Genomic DNA, 19,042 nt, shown 5'->3' with positions numbered 1-19,042 from the left:
TTCGCGATCCGGATCCGTTCGTTCCCCCCACGATCGAGGCCCCGCATCCATGTTGGAACAGACCCCCCGCGCCCGCAGCGTGTCCGAGCTCGTCGACGCGACCTTCTCGTTGTATCGCCGCAACGCGAGCGCGTACATCATGGTCACCGCGATGGCGGTGGTGCCGGGACTCGTCGTCCAGCTCCTCTTCCTCCGCCCCTCGATGGAGCCGAGCATGGGGAACGCGATGGGGGCGTTCCTCGGCGGGCTCATCTCGCTCGTCACCTACGGGCTGATGACCGGCGTCGTCACGAAGGTGGGGTCGGACGTCTATCTCGGCGGCGAAGCGGATGTCGCCGCCGCGGTGCGCCACGTCATGCCGCGCCTCGGCTCGCTGATCGCGGCGGGGATCATGAAGGGCATCTACTTCTTCTTCTACGCGCTCCTGCTCTTCTTCCCCGTGTTCATCGCGTTCGCGAAGTACTTCGCGCCCGAGGCCGCGGTGGTGCTCGAGGGGAAGACGGCGGGACAGGCGATGGAACGCTCGGCGCAGCTCTCGGATGGCCTCCGCTGGCACATCCTGCGCACCCTCGTGCTCGGCTATGGCATCTACTTCCTGCTCGCCATGGCGATCGGCGCGATCGGCGTCTTCGGCAACAGCGAGGTCGTGATGCTCTTCGTGCAGACGGTGTTCACCGTGATCGCGTACCCGATCGTCGGCCTCCTCTCCATGATGCTCTACTACGACGCGAGGATCCGGAAGGAAGGATTCGACATGGAGCACCTCGCGCGCGCGCTCGGCGACGCGTCGGCGCCCCCGGCGCGATAGTCCGCCGGTGACGGTCGGCCTCCCCCAGGACACGCTCGTCACCTGGCCTGCCACGACGGTGCGCGACACCGTCGTGGCGATCACGCAGGGCGGCGGCTACGACCGCGCCGCGACACAATCGGTCTGGGAGTACATCGCCGAGGCGATCAGCCGCTTCTTCAGCGCGCTCTTCCGGCTCCTGCCGCCCATCCGCACGACGAACTTCCTCATCGTCGTGCTCGCCGTCACGCTCGTCGTGCTCCTCATCGCGCGCATCGTGCTCGATGCGCGCGCGCGCCGCGAGCACTGGGCAGGGGAGCATCGCGACCAGCGGCCCGGCCGAGCGCTCGACCCGTGGACCGAGGCCGAGCGTCACGCGGCGGCCGGCTCGTACCTCGAGGCCGCGCACTACCTCTGCATCGCCTCGCTCGCGGCGAGCGCGCGGCGCGGCGAGGTGACGCTCCATCCCGCGAAGACCACCGGCGACTACGCCCGGGAGCTCCGACGACGCGGCGCGCCGAGCGAACGCGCCTTCCAGGCGTTCCGCGCCCGCTACGATCGCGTCGTGTACGACCTGCAGCACTGCTCGGCGGAGGAGTACGCGCGCCTCATCGAGGCTGCGCGGCCCTTGCTCGCGCGGGAGCGGGCCGCGTGACCGCGCCGTCCCCCGCATCGCCGCCACGGCGGCCCGTGACTCCGACGCCCTGGTGGACACGCCCCGCGATCGTGCTCCCCGCGGTGGGCGCGCTCGCGTTCGTCGCGGCGCTCTTCTCGCCGGTCAAGCAATCACCGCGTGGCGGCGACCCGCGCCTCTCCTCGCTCTCCACCGCCCCGCTCGGAGCCTCCCTCGCCTACGAGCTCGCCGACCGGCTGGGCTGGGACGTGGAGCGGCGCCTGCGCACCGGCATCATGAGCGACCGCGGGACGATCCTCGCGGTGCTCGATCCCGCGATCCCGTTGCGCGTGGGCGAGGTGCATGCGCTCCTCGAGCATGTGCGCGCGGGAGGCGGCGCCTACGTCGTCACCGGCGCCTCGACCGGCGCCCTCATGGACTCGCTGCACCTCGCGGCGGCCACCGCGGGCGCGATGGTGCCGGTCGAGGCGAAGAGCCGGAGCTGCAAGGAGCCCGCCCCGCAGGAGCGGCTCAACTCGCTCTGGTTCGGGGCGCCGCCGCAGATGCGGTCGCTCCGCTGGACCGCCCCGCCCCCGCCGGAGCCGCGCGTCTTCGTGACGATCACCTCGGCCGAGTCGAAGGATCGCACGAGGCTGCGCGACGTCGTGGTCGGGTTCGGGTACGGCGCGGGACGGCTCGTCGTGTCGGTCGATCCGGACGTGCTGCGCAACGACGCGATGCGCGACTGCGCGCCCGGCCTCGACATCGCCTTCGTGCGCGCCCTCGAGTTCCTGCGCGACGGGGGGGACGTGCCGCGCCGACGCCTGGTGTTCGACGAGTACCATCAGGCGCATGGTGCGCACCCCGGCACGGTGAGCGCGGCGGCACTCTTCCTCCGCGACCTGCCGACCGGCCGCCTGCTCGCCCAGCTGGCGCTCGCCGGCATCATCCTGCTCCTCGCGCTCGCGCCGCGCACCGTCCCGCCCCGGCACGAGACGCGTGTCGAACGGCGCTCGCCGCTGGAACAGGTCGATGCGCTGGCCCGCGCCTACGCGCAGGTGGGCGCGACGCGGACCGCGGCCGCGCGCCTCGTGCGCGGCACCCGGCGACGCACCGCGCGCGGGCTCGGGCGCGACCGCCGCACGCGGTCCGACGACGCATGGCTCGCGCACATCGCCGAGCGCCACCCGGCGCTGGCCGACGACGTCGCGCTCGCGCGGCGCGCGCTGGCCGACGCGCTCCCTTCCCGCACCTTCGCGACGCTGGGCCCCGCCCTGCATCGCATCGAAGCCACCCTCACCGACCGCTGACATGTCGTTCACCATCGAACAGGGCGCCGAGCGCCTCGCCCAGCTCCGCACCGCCATCGCCACGCGCATCGTCGGCCAGGAGGGCGCGATCGACGATGCCCTCGTGGTCTTCCTCGCGCGCGGCCACCTCCTCATCGAGGGCGTCCCGGGCACGGCGAAGACGTTGCTGGTGCGCGCACTGGCCGGGGCGCTCGGCGTGCGCTTCACGCGCGTGCAGTTCACCCCGGACCTCATGCCGAGCGACCTCACCGGCATCTCGGTGATGCGCGACCCGGCGCGCGGCTTCGAGTTCCAGCCCGGACCGATCTTCACCGACCTCCTCCTCGGCGACGAGATCAACCGCGCGCCGGCGAAGACCCAGTCGGCGCTCCTCGAGGCGATGGCCGAGCGGCAGGTGACGACCGACGGGCACACGCGGCCGCTCGACGCGCTCTTCACCGTGTACGCGACGCAGAACCCGGTGGAGCACGAGGGGACCTATCCGCTCCCCGAGGCGCAGCTCGACCGCTTCCTCCTCAAGACGGTGGTGCGCTACCCCGCGCGCGAGGCGGAGCTCGCGATGCTCGAGGCGCACGAGGCGGGGTTCGATCCCGAGCGGTCGGGCGCCACGCTCGTCGCGCCGGTGCTCACGCGCGACGAGGCCATCGCGCTGCGCACGCTGGTGGACGGCGTGCGGGTCGCGCCGGAGATCCGCGAGTACATCGCGAACATCGCGCGCGCGACACGCGAGGAAGCGGCGCTCTCGCTGGGCGCCTCGCCCCGCGCGACGGTGGCGCTCATGCGGGCGGCGCGCGCTGCCGCGGTGCTCGCCGGCCGCGGCTTCGTGCTCCCCGACGACGTGAAGGAGCGCGCGCCCGCGGTGCTGCGGCACCGCGTCGTCGTCGCGCCCGAGCTCGAGGTCGAAGGGCGCAATGCCGACGACGTGCTCGCCGGCATCCTCGAACGGATCGACGCTCCCAAGTGATGCGGCTGTTCCCCATCGTCCCCGAGCGTCGGCTCGCGCTCGCCGTCGCGGCGGGCGCGGTGCTCTGGCTGCTGCCGGCGCCGGTGGGTCCGGCGCTCGGCGCCGCCGCGTGGGTGGCGATCCTGGTCGCGGCGGGAATCGAGTTCACCCGGCTGCCGGGGCGGCGGAGCTTCGTCATCACGCGTGAGGCGCCGGTGTCGGTGGGCCTCGGCGACACGGTGACCGTCACCTATCGCTTGCAGAACCCGCGGGGCGCCACGCTCCGCGTGCTCTTGCAGGACCGCATGCCGGACTGCGTCGAGGGCGGCGTGGGCATCGCCACGCACATCGTGGGACCGCGGCAGACCCTCGCCGCGCCGGTGCCGCTGCGCGGGATGCGGCGCGCCGAGGAACCGCTGGGCGCCATCGGCGCCCGCATCACCACCGGCTTCGGGCTGCTCGGTGCCCGCGTGCGCGTGGCGCCCACCGACCGCATCCGCGTGGTGCCCTCGATGAGCGGCGTGCGCCGGTTCCGCCTCCTCGCCATGCAGAACCGCCTCGACTCGGCCGGGGTGCGCAACCTGCGACGGCGCGGCGAGGGACAGGGATTCGCCGGGCTCCGCGAGTACGCCGTCGGCGACGACCCGCGCCACATCGACTGGAAGACGAGCGCCAAGCGCGCGAAGCTGATCACCCGCGAGTTCACCATCGAGCGCTCGCAGACGGTCATCACGCTCATCGACTGCGGGCGCGGGATGACCCAGCTCGCGGGCGAGTTCCCGCGGTTCGAGCATGCGCTCTCCTCGGCGATGATCCTCACCGACATCGCCGCATCGGCCGGCGACCGCGTGGGGACGCTGGTGTTCGATGACCAGATCCGCGCCTTCGTGCCGGCCCAACGCAGTCGCGGCGCGCTGCATGCCGTCCGCGACGCGGTGGTGCCAGTGACCGCCTCCTCGCGCGAGCCCGACTACGCGTCGGCGTTCCGCCACCTCGCGTCACACCAGCGGAAGCGCGCGCTCGTCGTGCTCTTCACCGACGTGCTCGGCGTGCGCGCCTCGCGCGCGCTGCTCGCCCACGTCGCCCGGAGCTCCCAGCGCCATCTCGCCCTCGTCGTCGCGCTGCGCAACGACCCGCTGCTCGCGATGGCGGCGCCGGCGGCGGTCACCAGCGCGTCGCAGCTCTACGCCAACGCGGCGGCGGCGGAGCTCGTCGAGTCGCGCGAGGAGGCGCTGGAGCGGATGCGGCGCGCGGGCGCGATCGTGCTCGACGTCTCGCCGAGCACCATGACCGCGAGCGTGATCAATCGCTATCTGGAACTGAAGGCGCGGGGCGCGCTCTGACCGCGCCCTGCCGCAGATAGGCGTAGAGCGCGAGGGCGGTCACCGCCGAGACGGTCAGCTTGAGCTCGAGCGGCCACCAGGGGATGGGCGAGATGAAGCCCTCGATGAGTCCCGCGAAGAGGAGCAGGAAGGTCGCACCCGCGACGAGCGAGGCCGCACGGCGACCGTTCTCCACGAGCGCGCGCCGCCGCGTCCGGTCCCCGGGCACGAAGATCGCCGCCCCGATCAGCAGACCCGCCGCCCCGGCGAGGCAGATCGCGAAGAGCTCGAGCACGCCATGGGGCGCGATGAAGGCGAGGATGAGCGAGCCGATCCCCTTCGAGGCGTACAGCCCGAGCACCGCGCCGATGCTCAGGCCGTTGGAGACCAGCACCCAGACCGTCATCACGCCGGCGGTGATGCCGCTGGCGAAGGCGAGGAACGCGACCTGCAGGTTGTTGGCGATGATCGACGAGGCCATCGTCGGCCGGTAGATCTCGGGGACGTCGACGTAGCCCTCGCCCTCGCGCGCCGCGCGCACGCCGTCCTCGGCGCGATCGAACATCGCCGGCGGCAGGAAGGCCGTCGCCGCCTCCGCGTCGCGACTCACCGCGACCGCGGTCACGCCGAGCGGGACGAAGAGCAGCGCCGCGGCGAGGAGGATCGGGCGCGACGACCGCCGGATCTCCTGCGGCACCGTGAAGAACAGGAAGCGCACCACCTCGGCGGGCGAGATCGTGCGGCGCCGGTAGAGCAGGTTGTGCGCGCCCGACACGAGGCGGTTCACGTAGAACACCTCGCGCCCCTCCTCGCCGCGGCTCGCCGTGCGAAGGCGCGCGAGGTCGGCGGTGAGTTCGCGATACTCCTGCACGAACTCGCGCACGCCTTGCTCACCGAGGGAACGCAACCCGCCCTTCTGCGCGACGGCGAGCCGGCCGGCGAAGGCGGCCCAGCGTTCGGCGTTCGCGGCGACGATGGCGTGCCGCTCGCGCGCGGCCCCCGTGTCGCGGCGCACCGCCGCCCCCTGTCGCCGCGCCTCGGCCTCCGACGCATGCAGCTTCACGAGCTGCGCGGCGGGGCTCTGCCCCGCCCAGGGGCGCAGGTGCGTCGCGAAGCGCTCGCTGAGCTGGGCGACGAACTGGGCGCGTCGCGCGGGGTCGAGGTCGCCCCGGCGCTCGACGAAACGCGCGAGCAGCGCGAACTCCGGCTCGCTGAGCTCCGCCTGCAGCACGACCGCGCGCGGCGCGCCACCGGCGGCCGCGGCCGGTGCCGGCGTGGCCGCGGCGAGCGGCGGCAACAGTTCCTCGCGCACCACGAGCGTCCCGCCCGCGATGTCGCCGAGGCGCTTTCCCTGCTTGTTGAGGATCATCGTGATGATCCCGACCGCGTAGGTGAAGCCCGGCTGCATGTCGATGATGCGCATGAGATTGCGCACCGCCGACGCCCCGAAGGTCACGGAGAGCCCCCCGTCGCGGACCACGCGCAGGCGCATGATCCGCTTGCCGATCGTCCGGCCGTCGGAGAGCGCCTCGAAGAGCACCGAGTAGCCCCACATCACCGCGAACTGCGCGAAGATGAGCACCGCGATGGCCCAGCCGCCGAGGCGGTCCGGGGACGACCCGAGTCGCGCGGCCGGCGGCATCGCCATCACCCAGAGCATCACGACGCCGATGATCACGAGGACGCAGAGGAGCACGTCGATGAGCGCGGCGTTGATCCGCGACCCCACGCCAGCGAGGTCGTACGAGACGACGACGAGTTCGGGGGTCTCGACCTCGACGCGATCGCCGAGCATCAGGGCTCCTGCAACGTCACGCGGTCGAGCGTCAGGATGCGGGCCGCCGCGCCGAGCGGCTTGTCCTCGAGGATCACGACGGGTCGCCCCGCGATGGTCCCCGCCTCGAGCAGCAGGCGGCGACGCGCCGTCGTCCACTGACGCACCTCGGCACTGCCACCGCTCCCCGCCGCCAGCTTGTAGCGCCGCTCGAGCAGCCGCTGCATCACGTCACGGAACTCGGCGGCATCAACGGGCGAGTCCCAGACCGTCACCCAGCCGAGGGCCGCGCCGGCGGCGGTGTTCACCACCTGGAAGCGGTCCCCGTCCCACCCCATCGACGCGGCGACGGCCGTCCCCTCGTCCTTGAGGTGCTGGTAGACGAAGAGTCGCGTCTCGAACTCGCCGAGGTTGTCCTCGTGCACGAGGGAGGCCCCGCCCGGGGCGGCGAGCGTGACGCGCGTCGGGACGTCGGGGATCGAGTCGAGGTACTTCTCCGGATGCAGCACCTGCTCGGTGGATGAGGCGAACGGCGAGAAGGGCGCCTCGCCCGACCGGCGGCGCTTGAACTGCCGGATGAACTCCGCGCCGCTCAGGTACGGGAAGAGCATCGTCTCCTGGATGTACAGCGGCGAGGCGGCGAACTTCGGCATCGAGGAAGGGGCCGAGCGGATGGCGTCACGCACGCGGTCCCAGCCGCCCGGGATGCGCATGTCCATGTCGCTGCCGCCGGTCATGCTGATGATCTGCTCGTAGGTGGCCTGCCCCTCGATCACCGCCTGCATCGCGACCATGCGGTCGTTGTCGCCCTTGAGCGACTGCACCGAATCGATCCGCGTGTGCTGGTCCTGCAGCGCGTGCACGAGCTCGTGCGCGATGGTGATGTCGCGCATGTCGGCCGGCGCGTCCTTCACCACATAGAGGACCTTCGTGGCCGGGTCGTAGTAGCCCGCGACCTGCTCGGTGAGGAGGTCGATGAAGAAGGCGCGGAGGTCGAGCGTGTCGGGGAGAAGCCCGAAGAGCTGGTACGCCTGCTGCACGCCGGCGAGCTCGATCGGCGTGACCTGGTCGGTGAAGCTCTTCTCGACGAAGGCCCGCACCTCGTCCCGCGTGCGCTCCTGCAGCACCGGCAGCGTCTTGAACGCGAGCCCCGTCGACTCCTCGATCTCGGGGATCGCCTTGCGCACCTGGCGCCGGAAGGGCCCTTCGTAGCCCGGCGGCTCCTTGGCGCAGGCGGCGAGGGCGAGGACGACGAGCGGGAGCGCGAGGCGACGGACGAAGGGCATCGGGTGCGGCGGGAGGAGGGAGGACCGCGCTCAGCCGAGGAGCGTGGCGATGTACCAATCGATGAGGGTGTTACCCCAGAGCAGCGTGAGCATGCCGGCCGGCGCGAGGAAGACGCCGAACGGCACGAGCGGGAGTTCGAACTCCACCTGCTTCCGCTTCGCCCGAACATACGCGACGGGCGCGACGACGACGAGGAAGGCGACACTCGCGAGGGCCGCCGCGACGAACACCGTGAGCAGCGCGCGCCCCGGCCCGACCAGCGCGCCCACGAACGCCATGAGCGTCACGTCCCCCTGCCCCATCGCCTCCTTGCGGAGCGCGACCTCGCCCAGCCAGCCGACGATGGCGATCAGGCCGGCTCCCGTGCACGCGCCGACGAACGCATCCCACGGGCCGGCGAACGGCCCCTGCTCGAACCCGAACATCGCGACGACTGGGAACACCAGTCCGAGCACGAAGCCGGTGACCGTGAAGCCGTCGGGGATCACGTAGTGCAGCAGGTCGGTGATCGCGATGCCGAGGAGGATCGTCGCGGCGATGGCGATCCGCAGCGCGGTGAGCGTGGGCCCGTACGCCACCACCGCCCACACCCAGATCGCCGCGACCGTCGCCTCGATGAGCGGGTACTGGACGCTGATCGGCAGGGCGCAGCCGCGGCACTTCCCGCGCAGGATTAGCCAGCTCAGCAGCGGGATGTTGTCGTACCAGGCGATGGGGCGCTCGCAGCGCGGGCAGCGCGAGCGCGGCGCGACCACCGAGAGCTCGGCGGGCCAGCGCGAGATACATACGTTCAGGAAGGAGCCGATCGAGGCGCCGATCCAGAGGACGGGCAGGAGGAACGGAAGGGTCACGAACGCGGTCTCAGGGCGTAGAGGGCGATGCCGGCGGCCACCGCGACGTTGAGCGACTCCACGCCCGGGGCCATCGGAAGGGCGACCAGCCCCTCGCAGGCGTCACGCACCGAGGCCTTGAGCCCGGCCCCCTCGTTCCCGACCACCAGCGCGAGCCGCGCCGGCGGCTTCAACTCCTCCACCGGCCGTCCCTCCAGCGCCGCCCCCCACATCGGCACCGCCGTACGGCCGAGGAACGCCACCAGCGCCTCCTCCGTGCAGGAGATCGTCCGGTGGCGGAACTGGATCCCCACCGCGCTCCGCACCACCTTCGCGTTCCACGGATCCACCGTCCCGGGCAGCACGAGCGTCGCCGTCACGCCGAGCGCCGCGGCGGTGCGCAGCATCGTGCCCACGTTGCCGGGATCCTGGATGCCGTCGAGCACGAGGAGGCGCGCCACCGCCGGGAGCTCCAGTTCATCGAGCGTCTCGACCGGCTGCTCCGCGACCGCGAGCACGCCCTGCGGATGCTCGGTGTCGCTCGCCGTGAGGAACTCGCGTTCACTCACCCGGATCACGTCCACGTCGCGCGCGTGCAGCTGCGCGGCGAGCGCCGCCCCGCGCGCCGTGCGGTCGAGGAGGTCGCAGGTGATCGCGCCACTGATGCGCAGGCGCGACGCCAAAAGCTCCTCAACGGTGCGGATCCCCTCCGCGACGAAGAGCCCGCTCTTCTCGCGCGCCTTGCGGCGTGTCAGGTCCCGCGCTAGGGTCAATATTCGCATGCGACTCCTGAAGACTCTCGCCCTCTCGGCCCTCGTCAGCGGCTGTGCCGTCTCCACCCAGCAGGAAGTGGAGATGGGGGCCGGCTACGCCCAGCAGATCAGCAAGGAGCTCCCGCTCGTGCAGGACGCGGAGCTCAATCGCTACATCAACGTACTCGGCGATTCGATCGCCCGCATCGCCGACAGCCGCAACCTCGACTGGCGCTTCTTCATCGTCGACAGCAAGGACGTGAACGCCTTCGCCGTCCCGGGCGGCTTCATCTACGTCAATCGCGGCCTCATCGAGCGTGCGACGAACATGGCCCAGGTCGCGGGCGTCCTCGGCCACGAGATCGGCCACGTCACCATGCGCCACAGCATCCAGCAGATGCAGAAGGCGCAGGGCGCCAACGTCGGCCTCACCGCGGTCTGCGTCCTCACCAGCATCTGCAACAACCAGGCGAGTTCGGCCGCCATCCAGATCGGCGCCGGCGCCGCCTTCGCGAGCTTCTCGCGCTCCGACGAGGACGAGGCCGATGGCGAGGGCGTGAAGTACGTCGTCTCCGCCGGCATCGATCCCGCCGGGATCCCCGAGATGTTCCAGATCCTGCTCGCCGAGCGCGAGACCAAGCCCGACGCGCTCGACAGCTGGTTCCGGTCGCACCCGCTCGAGGAGTCCCGCATCTCCGCCGCCCGCGCCCGCATCGCGAAGATCCCCACCGGACAACTGCGTGGCCTGACCAAGGACACGCCGAACTTCCAGGCGTTCAAGCGGCGCCTGCAGGCCCTGCCGCCCTCGCCGCCGTCGCGCTGACGCGCCCCGCGCTACAGCAGCCCGACCCAGCGCTCCACCAATCCGCTGAACGCGCGCGACGCCTGCGCGCCGACCTCCACCACTTCGGCGTGGTTCAGCGGCGTCGGCGAGATCCCCGCCGCCGGGTTCGTGATCAGCGAGATCCCCGCGACCTCCATCCCCAGCGCGCGCCCGACGATCACCTCGGGCACCGTGCTCATCCCCACCGCGTCGGCGCCCATCCGCTCCAGCATGCGGATCTCGGCCGGCGTCTCGTAGGTCGGGCCCAGCAGCCCGGCGTACACGCCGCGCTGCAGCGCGATCCCCTCGGTGCGGGCGGCCGACTCCAGCAGTGTGCCGAGCCGCGGGCTCCACGGTGCGCTCATGTCGGGGAAGCGCGTCTCGCCCGGCTCCGCCGGCCCGATGAGCGGATTGCGGAACATCAGGTTGAGGTGATCGGCGATGAGCATCAGGTCGCCCGGGCGGAAGGTGCGCCGGATGCCACCCGCCGCGTTCGAGACGAACAGCACCTTGGCGCCGAGCGCGTGCACGACGCGCACCGGGAACGCCGCCTCGCGCGCGTCGTGGCCCTCGTACATATGGAAGCGCCCGGCGAGCAGCAGCACCTCGCGCCCGCCGAGCATCCCGCGGATGAGCTCACCGCGATGCCCTTCGACCTTCGGCGCATGGAAGCCGGGGATCTCCGCGTACGGCACGCGCGTCGCGTCGGTCACGCGGTCGGCGAGCGCGCCGAGCCCGGAGCCGAGGACGATCGCCGCCGCCGGCGTGCGCACGCCGAGCCGCTCGCGCACCGCGGCAGCGGCGCGCGCCGCGTCGTCCTGCCCATGCGAGGACGCACCGGTCATCGGACCTCCCGCCGCAACGCGGCGATGTCGGCGTCCACCCGCGCGAGCAGCGCCTGCTTCTCGGCGTCGGGAAGGAAGCCGTTCGTGAAGCCCTGCCGCGCGAGGCGCAGCAGTTCGTCGAACGTGAACCCGAGGTGCTTCGCCGCGAGGCCGTACTCGGTGACGAGGTCGGTCCCGCTCATCAAGCGGTTGTCGGTGTTGATCGACACCTGCAGTCCCGCGTCGAAGTACTGCCGGAGCGGATGCGTGTCATAGGACGCCGTGGCCCGCGTCTGCACGTTGCTCGTGAGGCAGCACTCGATCGCGACGCCGCTCGCCTTCGCCTCGGCCATGAGCGCCGGGTCATCGATGAGGTGCGTGCCGTGGCCGATCCGGTGCGCGTGGCAGGTGTGCATCGCCTGCGCGATCGAGCCCGCGCCGTCGCCTTCGCCCGCGTGGCAGGTACAGGGGAGGCCGTTCTCCTCGCAATGCAGGAAGGCCTGCGCGTGCGCCGAGGCCGGATTGCCGATCTCGCCGCCGGCGAGGTCGAAGCCCACGACCCCTTCACCCTTGAAGTCCACCGCGAGCCAGGCGAGCTCGAGCGACGCGGTCGGCGGCATGTTGCGGATGGCGCAGATGACGAGCTTCGAGACGATGCCGTGCTCGCGCTCGGCGCGCGCGAGGCCGCGCAGCGACGCTTCCACGACCGCCTCGAGCGAGAGCCCCTCGTGGATGTTGAGGATCGGCGCATAGCGCGTCTCGAGGTAGCGGATCCCCTCCTTCGCCGCGTCCTCCGCGAGCTCGTACGCGATCCGCTCCATCGCCTCGGCCTGCTGCATCACCGAGAGCGTGATGCTGAAGCGCTCGAGGTACTCCTCGAGGTTGCGCGCATCGTCCACGCGCATGAACTCGGCGAGGGCGTCGGCGTCGTCGCGGGGCATCCGCTTGCGCTGGTCGCGCGCGAGGTCGAGCAGCGTCGCCGGCCGCACCGAGCCGTCGAGATGGCAGTGCAGCTCCGCCTTGGGGATGCGGCGGATCAGCTCACTCGTGACGCGCGTCATTCCACGTCGGCGGCGTCGGCCTTCTGCCGGGCGGAGACGAGGCGCATGACGTAGCCCCCCGAGACGACGGTCTCGGGCGGGACGACGATGCCTCGACTGTCGGCGACGGCGCGCGTGCCGCCGCGCACCGCGTCGGCGGCGGCGGGGTCGGCGGCGAGCACCGCGTCGAGGACGGTGCTGCCGGGGGGCACGGAGACGCCCGCGCCGTTGACGAAGACGCGCAAGGATTCGGTCATCGGATGGTCGTGATGCGCGGCGCCTTCAGCGCGTCGGTCGGCGTGAAGCGGCCGCCGGGCGTGGCCCGCAGGTGGTCCACCAGGACGTCGAGGTCCAGGCGGTTGAGTTCCTCGATCACCGCGTCGCGCGCCAGCTGCGCGCCGTCGCCGCCCGAGGCCATGAAGTCGGTCATGATCACGCGGTACTTCTTCCGGTCATCGAGCCGCGACCGGTCGGAGAGCGTCACCTGCCGCAACCGCTGGCCGCGCGGGGCGGTCGGATCGAACTCCATCCGCACGCCGCTCACGTGATACCGAGGCGAGTCGCTGTCCACCAGCGCCTCGAGGTAGCGCCGGAGAGCGTCCCCCTTGATGGTCACCGCGACGAGGCGGTTGCCGAACGGCTGCACCTCGTAGAGGTCGCCCCAGGTCACGGTGCCCGCGCGCACCCCGGTGCGAATGCCGCCGTTGTTCATCACGCCGATGTCGCCGCGCCCCGCGATCCGCTGCGCGTCGGCGATCAGGTTCCCGAGCGCGTACTGGTTCCCTTCGCGCGGCAGCGGTGCGTCGAGGTCCACCACCTTCGCCGAGATGCGGTCGGCCACCGAGGCCATCGCCTGGCGCACGAGCGCCGCGACGGCCGGATCGGGCGTGATGCTGTCGCTCGTGACCGACCAGAGGCTGGGGCGCCCGGCGTGCGAGGCGGCCCAGCCCAGCGGCAGGTCGATCACGCCGAGCGCGCGAGCGCTCGAGCGGGCCTGCACGATGGGGATGTTGTTGACGACCGTCCCGACCGGCGAGTGCGTGTGTCCGCTCACGATCGCCTGCACGTCGTCTGGCGAGAGGGCGCGCGCGAGGTCGAAGATGTCCCCCGTGCACTTGTCGGGATCGGCGCGGTCGCAGAACCCGCCCATGTGCGCGACGACGATCACCAGCTCCGCGCCGCGGGCGCGGAGCGCCGCCGCGCGCTGCCGGATCACCGGCGCCGGGTCGACGAAGCGCAGGTCCGCCACGTGCTTGGGCATCGTCGTCGTCGGCGTCTCCGGGTCGGCGATGCCGATCACGCCGATCCGCGCGCCCTCGACCGTGAGCAGCGTGTCGTCGGGGATCCACGGCACGTCGCGGCCGTCGGCGTAGGTGACGTTGGCGCCGAGGATCGGCGAGTGCAGCTCCGCCATCCGGGCGCGCAGCGTGTCCTGCGTCCAGTCGAACTCATGATTGCCCATCGCGCCCGCCATCACGCCGAACGCGTCGAGCACCGGCACCACCGTGCGCCCGAACGCGAGGTTCGACGCCGGCGTCCCCTGGAAGAGGTCGCCGCCGTGCAGGACGATCGGCACACAGGTCGGCGCGCACTCGGCGCGCGCGCGCGCGATCATCGCCCCGAGCTCGGCCGCACCACCACGATTGCCCGCGTTGCCGTCGGGCCGCTTCTCCAGCGCGCCGTGGAAGTCGTTGAACGCGATCACGCGGAGCGTGCGCCGCGGCCGCAAAAGACGCCAGTTGGGCGCGAACACGTCCGCCGGCTCGATGGTCCCGCGACGCCGGACCTCCTCGATGAGCAGGTCGCGGATCTCGGTGGGGGACTCGAACACCACCGGCGCAGCGGTGAACATGGTATAGCCGCCCGCCCCGCCCGCCCGGTAGTTGTTCACCGCGACGGTGAAGCTGTCGGTCTCGACCATCGGCTTGCCGCGGTACTCGAGGCGCGTCACGCGCGCACCCATCGGCCGCGAGAGGTCGAGATCGTAGTCCGCGCCGGCGAGGATGTCGAAGTTGTAACCGGGGATCCGCGGATCGGGCCGCGACCGGAGGCCTCCGCGGCCGTCCGGTTCGACGAGCCAGAAGCGCGCGCTGTGCTCGAGGAAGGCGCGCACCTGCGCCCCGGTGAGCCGGACCGCGCGGAGGGAGTTCTCGTACGGATAGAGCTGGGCGATCTGCCGGACCGTGATCGGCCCCGGCTCCAGCGTGGCGTCGAGCGTGAACGCCGACGCGACCGAGAGGTCGGCCTTGGTCGCGCGCATCTGCGCCGACTGGATCAGGTCGATCAGCGCCATGTCCCGCACGCGCGCCGAATCGGTGCGCCAGGCGACCGTCGTGCGCCCGATCACCTCGTTGGAGTGCCGGAGTGCGGCGGCATGCGCCCGCGCCACCGCCCGCACCACCCCGGCGTGCTCGGCGTGCCCGCGGGCCTGCACCAGCGCGCCGCGCTTCGCCGCGACCTGCCAGCGCCCGTCGCGCCGCTCGAGCCCGATCGTCGACACCGAGACGCTCGTCGCCCAGTTCCGCGGCTGCACGATGAGCACGCCGTTGATGGTCGTGTCGGCCACCTCACGGTGCGAGTGCCCGACGACGATGAGATCCACACCGGCGACCTCGCGCGCGACCCGCGCCATCGCGTTCTCGTCCCCCAGGCCGTTCCCCGCCGCGTCGTACGAGTTCTCGCCACCCAGCCCCGAGTGCGCGACGACCACGACGAGGTCCGCGCCGGCGCGGCGCACCGCCGCGACCTGCGCCGGGAGGGAGGACACGATGTCATGCACCCGCAGCCGGCCCCGGAGGTTGTCCCGGTCCCACACCATCGCGCCGGGGGTCGTCACGCCGATGATCGCGACCTTCACGCCCTTGCGGGTGACCATCGTCCACGGCGCGTACACCCGGCCGCCGTCGAGCCGCTCGGTGTTGGCCGCGAGGAACGGGAACCGCGCCTGGCGCGTCGCGCGGTCGAGGATCGGGAGCCCGTAGTTGAATTCGTGGTTGCCGAGCGCGGCGGCGTCGTAGCGGAGCACGTTCATCGCCGCGACCACCGGATGCGGCGCGAGCGAATCGACCCGTGCCGCCACGTAGGTCATCGGATTGCCTTGGAGCAGGTCCCCCGCATCGACGAGCACCACGCGGCCGGGCGCCGCCTTCCGGAGCGAATCGATGATCGTCCCCGCGCGGGAGAGCCCCCGGACCGGGTCCTCGGCGTCCGCGTAGTAGTCCCAGCCGCGGAGGCGGCCGTGGACATCGGTGGTCGCGGCGACGAGCAGATCGAGGCGCGTCTGGGCGCGCGTCTGAGCCCGGAGCGGGGCGGCGAACGGCGCGGCGAGCGAGAGCGTCGCGGCGAGCAGGGCCAGAAGCGGCCGGCGCGGCATGGTCACCATGCAGAAAGCTAGTCCCGGCATGGCCTTAGGTGGAGGGCGGCCGTGTTGACCCCCCTCTCCCGCACCCCCAGACTTCAGGAGTCGATGATACAGGACCGTGACCGGTCCGGGACTGCACGCGCGCACCGGTCCGCCTCAACTTCCCCGCGTGCTCCGCTCCCGACTCGACCCACGATGAAACCGCTGATCATCGGCATCGCCGGGGGCACCGGCTCCGGCAAATCCACCGTCGCCCGTCGTGTCGCCGAGTCGCTGCCGGGGTCGCAGGTCGCCTTCATCGACATGGATGCGTACTACCGCGACCATCGCCACCTCTCCATGGAGGAGCGGCGTCGCGTGAACTGGGACCACCCCGACGCCTTCGACACCGCCCTCCTCGCCGACCATCTCGAGCGGCTCGGCCGCGGCGAATCGATCGACAAGCCGGTCTACGACTTCGTGCATCACGCGCGCGCGCCGGAGACGGTGCGCATCGACTCGGCCGACGTCATCGTGATCGACGGCATCCTCCTCCTCGTGGACGAGCGCGTGCGCCGCGTCTGTGACGTGAAGGTCTTCGTCGACACCGACGCCGACATCCGGCTCATCCGCCGCATCCGCCGTGACATGGCGGTGCGCGGACGCCCCCTCGACGAGATCCTCGACCAGTACCTCACCACGGTGCAGCCCATGCACCTGCAGTTCGTCGAACCCAGCAAGCGCTACGCCGACCTCGTCATCCCCCGCGGCGGCGAGAACACCGTCGCCATCGACCTCCTGCTCGCTTCCATCTCGCGGCGCCTCGCCGGGAGTCCCGTGTGACCGCACCCGCGTCCGGCGGAGAACGCATCCTCGTCGTCGACGACGAACCCGATATCGTCGCCCTCGTCGTCTACCACCTCGCCAAGTCGGGGTATCGCGTCTCGTCGGCCGCCACCGGCACCGACGCCCTCGCGCTCGCCAAGCGCGATCGGCCGTCGCTGATCGTGCTGGACCTCATGCTCCCGGGCATGTCGGGGTTCGAGGTCCTCGCGAAGCTCCGCGAGGAGGAGTCCACGGCCGGGATCGCGGTCCTCATGCTCACGGCGCGCAAGGAGGAGCCCGACCGCATCCGCGGCCTCGAGCTCGGCGCCGACGATTACCTCACCAAGCCGTTCAGCCCGCAGGAACTCGTGCTGCGTGTAGGCGCGATTCTCCGCCGCGTGGCCTCGAGCGGCGAGGTGTCCGACGTGCTCGCGATCGGTCCCATCCGCGTCGACCGCTCGGCGCACCGCGTGACCGTTAACGGCCACGAGATCGAGCTCACGCCGACCGAGTACAAGCTGCTGCTGACCCTCGCCGAGCGGCGCGGCCGCGTGCAGGGGCGCGCGCAGCTGCTCGAGACCGTCTGGGATGCCGCGCCGGACATCCAGACGCGCACCGTGGACATGCACGTCCAGCGCCTGCGCACCAAGCTGCATCCCGCCGGTGACCTCATCGAGACGGTCCGCGGCTTCGGCTATCGCCTGAAGGCTCCCGGCGCGCGCGAGGCCTGAGCCCGCCGTGCGGCTGACCCAGCGCCTCCTCCTCGGCGCACTCCTCGTCGTCGGCTTCCTCGCCATCGCGATCATCGCGGTGGTCGACCGGCAGCTCGGGGCGCGCCTGAGCGACGACGCGACCAACTTCCTCTCGCGCGACGCGCGGCTCGTCGGGCAGCTCTGGCAACGCGACGCGGCCTTCCCCGACTCGCTCGCCGACCGGGCCGGCGCCGCGCTCGGCAAGCGCGTCACGCTCGTCGGTCACGACGGCGTGGTCATCGGGGACTCCGAGTTCGACGGTCCGGGCCTCACCGGGTTGCAGAATCACGCGACCCGACCGGAGGTCGCCGCCGCGATGGGCGGCACGGTCGGCACGTCGCGGCGACCCTCGCCGTCCACCGGCGACGAGGAGCTCTACGTCGCCGTCCCCGTGGACGGACGCGGGGTGGCCCGCGTCTCGCTCCCCACCGAGAGCCTCGACCAGGTGATCCGTGCGGCGCGCGTCGACGTCGGGACCGCCGCCCTCCTCGCCCTCCTCGGCGCGCTCGGGATCGCGTTCCTCTTCTCGCGTTCCGTCTCGCGCCCCGTCGAGGAGCTCCGCGACGTCGCGCGCGCGCTCGCTGACGGCGATCTGGCCCGCCGCCCCACGCTGCGGGCGCCGGGCGAGGTCGGCGAACTCGCCGTCGCGCTCCGCGAACTCGCCGAGCAGCTCTCGGCGCGCCTGCGCGCCCTCGAGGCCGACGAGACGTTGCTGCTGCAGCTCACCGAGTCGCTCAATGAAGGCGTGATCGCGGTCGACACGGCCCAGCGGGTCGTGCGCATCAACGAGACCGCGCGACGCCTGCTCGGCGCCCGCGCCCCGCTGCCCTTCCCGGTCGATCTCCTCCCGCGCGAGACCGCGTTGCGCGATGCGCTCGTCGCGGCCTTCGCCGGCGAGACGACGGAGGGCGCCGAGGTCGTCATCTCGGGCCGCACGCTGAACGTCACCGCGCGACCGCTCGCCGAAGGGGGGGCCGTGCTCGCGCTGTTCGATCTCACGCGGGTGCGGCGGCTCGAGGCGGTCCGCCGCGACTTCGTCGCGAACGTCTCGCATGAACTGCGCACTCCGCTCACCATCGTGGGCGGCTTCGCCGAGACGCTGGCGCACGATGACGTCCCGTTCGAGGCGCGCCAGGGCTTCGCCCAGCGGATCCTCGGGAACACGCACCGCATGCAGCGCATCGTCGATGACCTCCTCGATCTGTCGCGCATCGAGTCGGGGGGGTGGGTCCCCAACCCGGTCGAGATCGCGCTCGGCGAGGTCGCCGGCGACGTGCTCGCCGCGGCACGCGACGCGGCGGAGCTCAAGGGCCTGTCGCTCGCGACCGACATCGCCCCTGATGCGCGCGCGGCCTACGCCGACGCGACCGCGCTCCGCCAGGTGCTCGGCAACCTCGTGGACAATGCGGTGCGCCACACCGCGACCGGTGGCGTGGTGCTCTTCTCCAAGCGGCACGAGCGCGGCGTGCTCGTGGGGGTCCGGGACACCGGGGTCGGGATCGCGCCGGAGCACCTGCCGCGCATCTTCGAGCGCTTCTACCGCGTGGATCCGGGGCGCTCGCGCGAGCAGGGTGGGACGGGGCTCGGGCTGGCGATCGTGAAGCACCTCGTCGAAGCGCACGGCGGCCGCGTGCGGGCCGAGAGCGAGGTGGGGGTGGGCTCGAGCATCACGGCCCTCTTCCCCGCCGCGGAGCGCGCGCCGAGCGCCTGATCCGCCGGGGGTGGCAGTACGGCAGGCCGTCGTGACATTCGCCGTTACAGATCTGTTGCCGTTCCGTGCGTTGCCCGGTACCGGGCCGTGGGAGCTTTGGTGCGTCCCC

At 72.2% G+C, this 19,042-nt stretch carries 17 protein-coding genes; 9 read left to right on the top strand and 8 right to left on the bottom strand.

Going from position 1 to position 19,042, the window contains the following annotated elements:
* Positions 1-79 precede the first annotated feature (79 nt).
* Genes IPJ78_16560 through IPJ78_16540 form a run of 5 tightly spaced genes read left to right on the top strand, consistent with a single transcriptional unit; the run spans position 80 to position 4,996 of the window.
* Positions 80-808, top strand: coding sequence for a hypothetical protein (locus tag IPJ78_16560; GenBank protein ID MBK7908159.1), 729 nt, complete (start codon positions 80-82; stop codon positions 806-808).
* 7 nt (positions 809-815) lie between these two features.
* A complete protein-coding gene (locus tag IPJ78_16555; GenBank protein ID MBK7908158.1) occupies positions 816-1,442 on the top strand; it encodes a DUF4129 domain-containing protein in 627 nt (208 codons plus the stop codon).
* On the top strand, positions 1,439-2,710 hold the full coding sequence (locus IPJ78_16550; protein ID MBK7908157.1) for a DUF4350 domain-containing protein: 1,272 nt from the start codon (positions 1,439-1,441) through the stop codon (positions 2,708-2,710). Before IPJ78_16555 ends, IPJ78_16550 begins: the two co-directional genes overlap by 4 nt.
* A 1-nt stretch (position 2,711) precedes the next feature.
* Positions 2,712-3,674 carry a MoxR family ATPase gene (locus IPJ78_16545; protein MBK7908156.1) on the top strand — a complete coding sequence of 321 codons (963 nt, stop codon included), beginning with the start codon at positions 2,712-2,714 and terminating at the stop codon, positions 3,672-3,674.
* Positions 3,674-4,996: a DUF58 domain-containing protein gene (locus IPJ78_16540; protein MBK7908155.1), complete on the top strand. Its 1,323-nt coding sequence runs from the start codon at positions 3,674-3,676 to the stop codon at positions 4,994-4,996. The genes IPJ78_16545 and IPJ78_16540 overlap by 1 nt, the downstream gene beginning before the upstream one ends.
* On the opposite strand, the gene IPJ78_16535 is transcribed toward IPJ78_16540, so the two are convergent.
* From IPJ78_16535 to IPJ78_16520, 4 genes are read right to left on the bottom strand one after another with little or no spacing between them, the layout of a single operon-like run.
* Positions 4,956-6,770, bottom strand: coding sequence for a stage II sporulation protein M (locus IPJ78_16535; GenBank protein MBK7908154.1), 1,815 nt, complete (start codon positions 6,768-6,770; stop codon positions 4,956-4,958). The two genes, IPJ78_16540 and IPJ78_16535, sit on opposite strands and share 41 nt — an antisense overlap.
* Positions 6,770-8,035, bottom strand: coding sequence for a hypothetical protein (locus tag IPJ78_16530; protein ID MBK7908153.1), 1,266 nt, complete (start codon positions 8,033-8,035; stop codon positions 6,770-6,772). The genes IPJ78_16535 and IPJ78_16530 overlap by 1 nt, the downstream gene beginning before the upstream one ends.
* Positions 8,036-8,065: 30 nt before the next feature.
* Entirely contained in the window at positions 8,066-8,887 is an 822-nt protein-coding gene (locus tag IPJ78_16525; GenBank protein MBK7908152.1) for a prepilin peptidase, read from the bottom strand.
* The gene (locus tag IPJ78_16520) at positions 8,884-9,648 is read right to left on the bottom strand and encodes an RNA methyltransferase (GenBank protein ID MBK7908151.1); all 765 of its coding nucleotides are present in this window, start codon (positions 9,646-9,648) and stop codon (positions 8,884-8,886) included. Before IPJ78_16520 ends, IPJ78_16525 begins: the two co-directional genes overlap by 4 nt.
* On the opposite strand from IPJ78_16520, the gene IPJ78_16515 reads away from it, so the two are divergent.
* Complete coding sequence (locus IPJ78_16515; GenBank protein MBK7908150.1) at positions 9,647-10,441, top strand: M48 family metalloprotease; 795 nt, start codon at positions 9,647-9,649, stop codon at positions 10,439-10,441. The genes IPJ78_16520 and IPJ78_16515 overlap by 2 nt on opposite strands.
* A gap of 11 nt (positions 10,442-10,452) precedes the next feature.
* Here the strand turns inward: IPJ78_16515 and IPJ78_16510 are convergent, their stop codons facing one another.
* The 4 genes from IPJ78_16510 to IPJ78_16495 are packed head-to-tail and all read right to left on the bottom strand — an operon-like array spanning position 10,453 to position 15,684.
* Positions 10,453-11,286 (bottom strand): purine-nucleoside phosphorylase, encoded by an 834-nt coding sequence (locus IPJ78_16510; protein ID MBK7908149.1) that lies wholly within the window; start codon positions 11,284-11,286, stop codon positions 10,453-10,455.
* The gene (add, locus tag IPJ78_16505; GenBank protein MBK7908148.1) at positions 11,283-12,326 is read right to left on the bottom strand and encodes an adenosine deaminase; all 1,044 of its coding nucleotides are present in this window, start codon (positions 12,324-12,326) and stop codon (positions 11,283-11,285) included. The genes IPJ78_16510 and add overlap by 4 nt, the downstream gene beginning before the upstream one ends.
* Positions 12,323-12,562, bottom strand: a complete 240-nt coding sequence (locus IPJ78_16500) for a (2Fe-2S)-binding protein (GenBank protein MBK7908147.1) — start codon at positions 12,560-12,562, stop codon at positions 12,323-12,325. The genes add and IPJ78_16500 overlap by 4 nt, the downstream gene beginning before the upstream one ends.
* Positions 12,559-15,684 carry a 5'-nucleotidase C-terminal domain-containing protein gene (locus IPJ78_16495; GenBank protein ID MBK7908146.1) on the bottom strand — a complete coding sequence of 1,042 codons (3,126 nt, stop codon included), beginning with the start codon at positions 15,682-15,684 and terminating at the stop codon, positions 12,559-12,561. The genes IPJ78_16500 and IPJ78_16495 overlap by 4 nt, the downstream gene beginning before the upstream one ends.
* A gap of 177 nt (positions 15,685-15,861) precedes the next feature.
* Between IPJ78_16495 and udk the strand changes: the two genes are divergently transcribed.
* The 3 genes from udk to IPJ78_16480 are packed head-to-tail and all read left to right on the top strand — an operon-like array spanning position 15,862 to position 18,933.
* Positions 15,862-16,488 (top strand): uridine kinase, encoded by a 627-nt coding sequence (gene udk / locus IPJ78_16490; GenBank protein ID MBK7908145.1) that lies wholly within the window; start codon positions 15,862-15,864, stop codon positions 16,486-16,488.
* Positions 16,485-17,201, top strand: coding sequence for a response regulator (locus tag IPJ78_16485; GenBank protein MBK7908144.1), 717 nt, complete (start codon positions 16,485-16,487; stop codon positions 17,199-17,201). The genes udk and IPJ78_16485 overlap by 4 nt, the downstream gene beginning before the upstream one ends.
* 7 nt (positions 17,202-17,208) lie before the next feature.
* On the top strand, positions 17,209-18,933 hold the full coding sequence (locus IPJ78_16480; protein MBK7908143.1) for a HAMP domain-containing protein: 1,725 nt from the start codon (positions 17,209-17,211) through the stop codon (positions 18,931-18,933).
* Positions 18,934-19,042: the final 109 nt, after the last annotated feature.

It is taken from the genome of Gemmatimonadota bacterium, from assembly GCA_016714015.1.
Classification (GTDB): Bacteria; Gemmatimonadota; Gemmatimonadetes; order Gemmatimonadales; family Gemmatimonadaceae; genus Pseudogemmatithrix.
Note: the sequence above shows the minus strand (reverse complement) of the source record. Positions and strands in the feature narration are given on the sequence as shown.

Bases quoted from the DNA above. Each gene is read 5' to 3' on its own strand.
- IPJ78_16500 (MBK7908147.1), bottom strand. From the start codon at position 12,562: ATGACCGAATCCTTGCGCGTCTTCGTCAACGGCGCGGGCGTCTCCGTG.
- IPJ78_16510 (MBK7908149.1), bottom strand. From the start codon at position 11,286: ATGACCGGTGCGTCCTCGCATGGGCAGGACGACGCGGCGCGCGCCGCT.
- IPJ78_16540 (MBK7908155.1), top strand. From the start codon at position 3,674: ATGCGGCTGTTCCCCATCGTCCCCGAGCGTCGGCTCGCGCTCGCCGTC.
- IPJ78_16520 (MBK7908151.1), bottom strand. From the start codon at position 9,648: ATGCGAATATTGACCCTAGCGCGGGACCTGACACGCCGCAAGGCGCGC.
- udk (MBK7908145.1), top strand. From the start codon at position 15,862: ATGAAACCGCTGATCATCGGCATCGCCGGGGGCACCGGCTCCGGCAAA.
- IPJ78_16515 (MBK7908150.1), top strand. From the start codon at position 9,647: ATGCGACTCCTGAAGACTCTCGCCCTCTCGGCCCTCGTCAGCGGCTGT.
- IPJ78_16530 (MBK7908153.1), bottom strand. From the start codon at position 8,035: ATGCCCTTCGTCCGTCGCCTCGCGCTCCCGCTCGTCGTCCTCGCCCTC.
- IPJ78_16535 (MBK7908154.1), bottom strand. From the start codon at position 6,770: ATGCTCGGCGATCGCGTCGAGGTCGAGACCCCCGAACTCGTCGTCGTC.
- IPJ78_16545 (MBK7908156.1), top strand. From the start codon at position 2,712: ATGTCGTTCACCATCGAACAGGGCGCCGAGCGCCTCGCCCAGCTCCGC.
- add (MBK7908148.1), bottom strand. From the start codon at position 12,326: ATGACGCGCGTCACGAGTGAGCTGATCCGCCGCATCCCCAAGGCGGAG.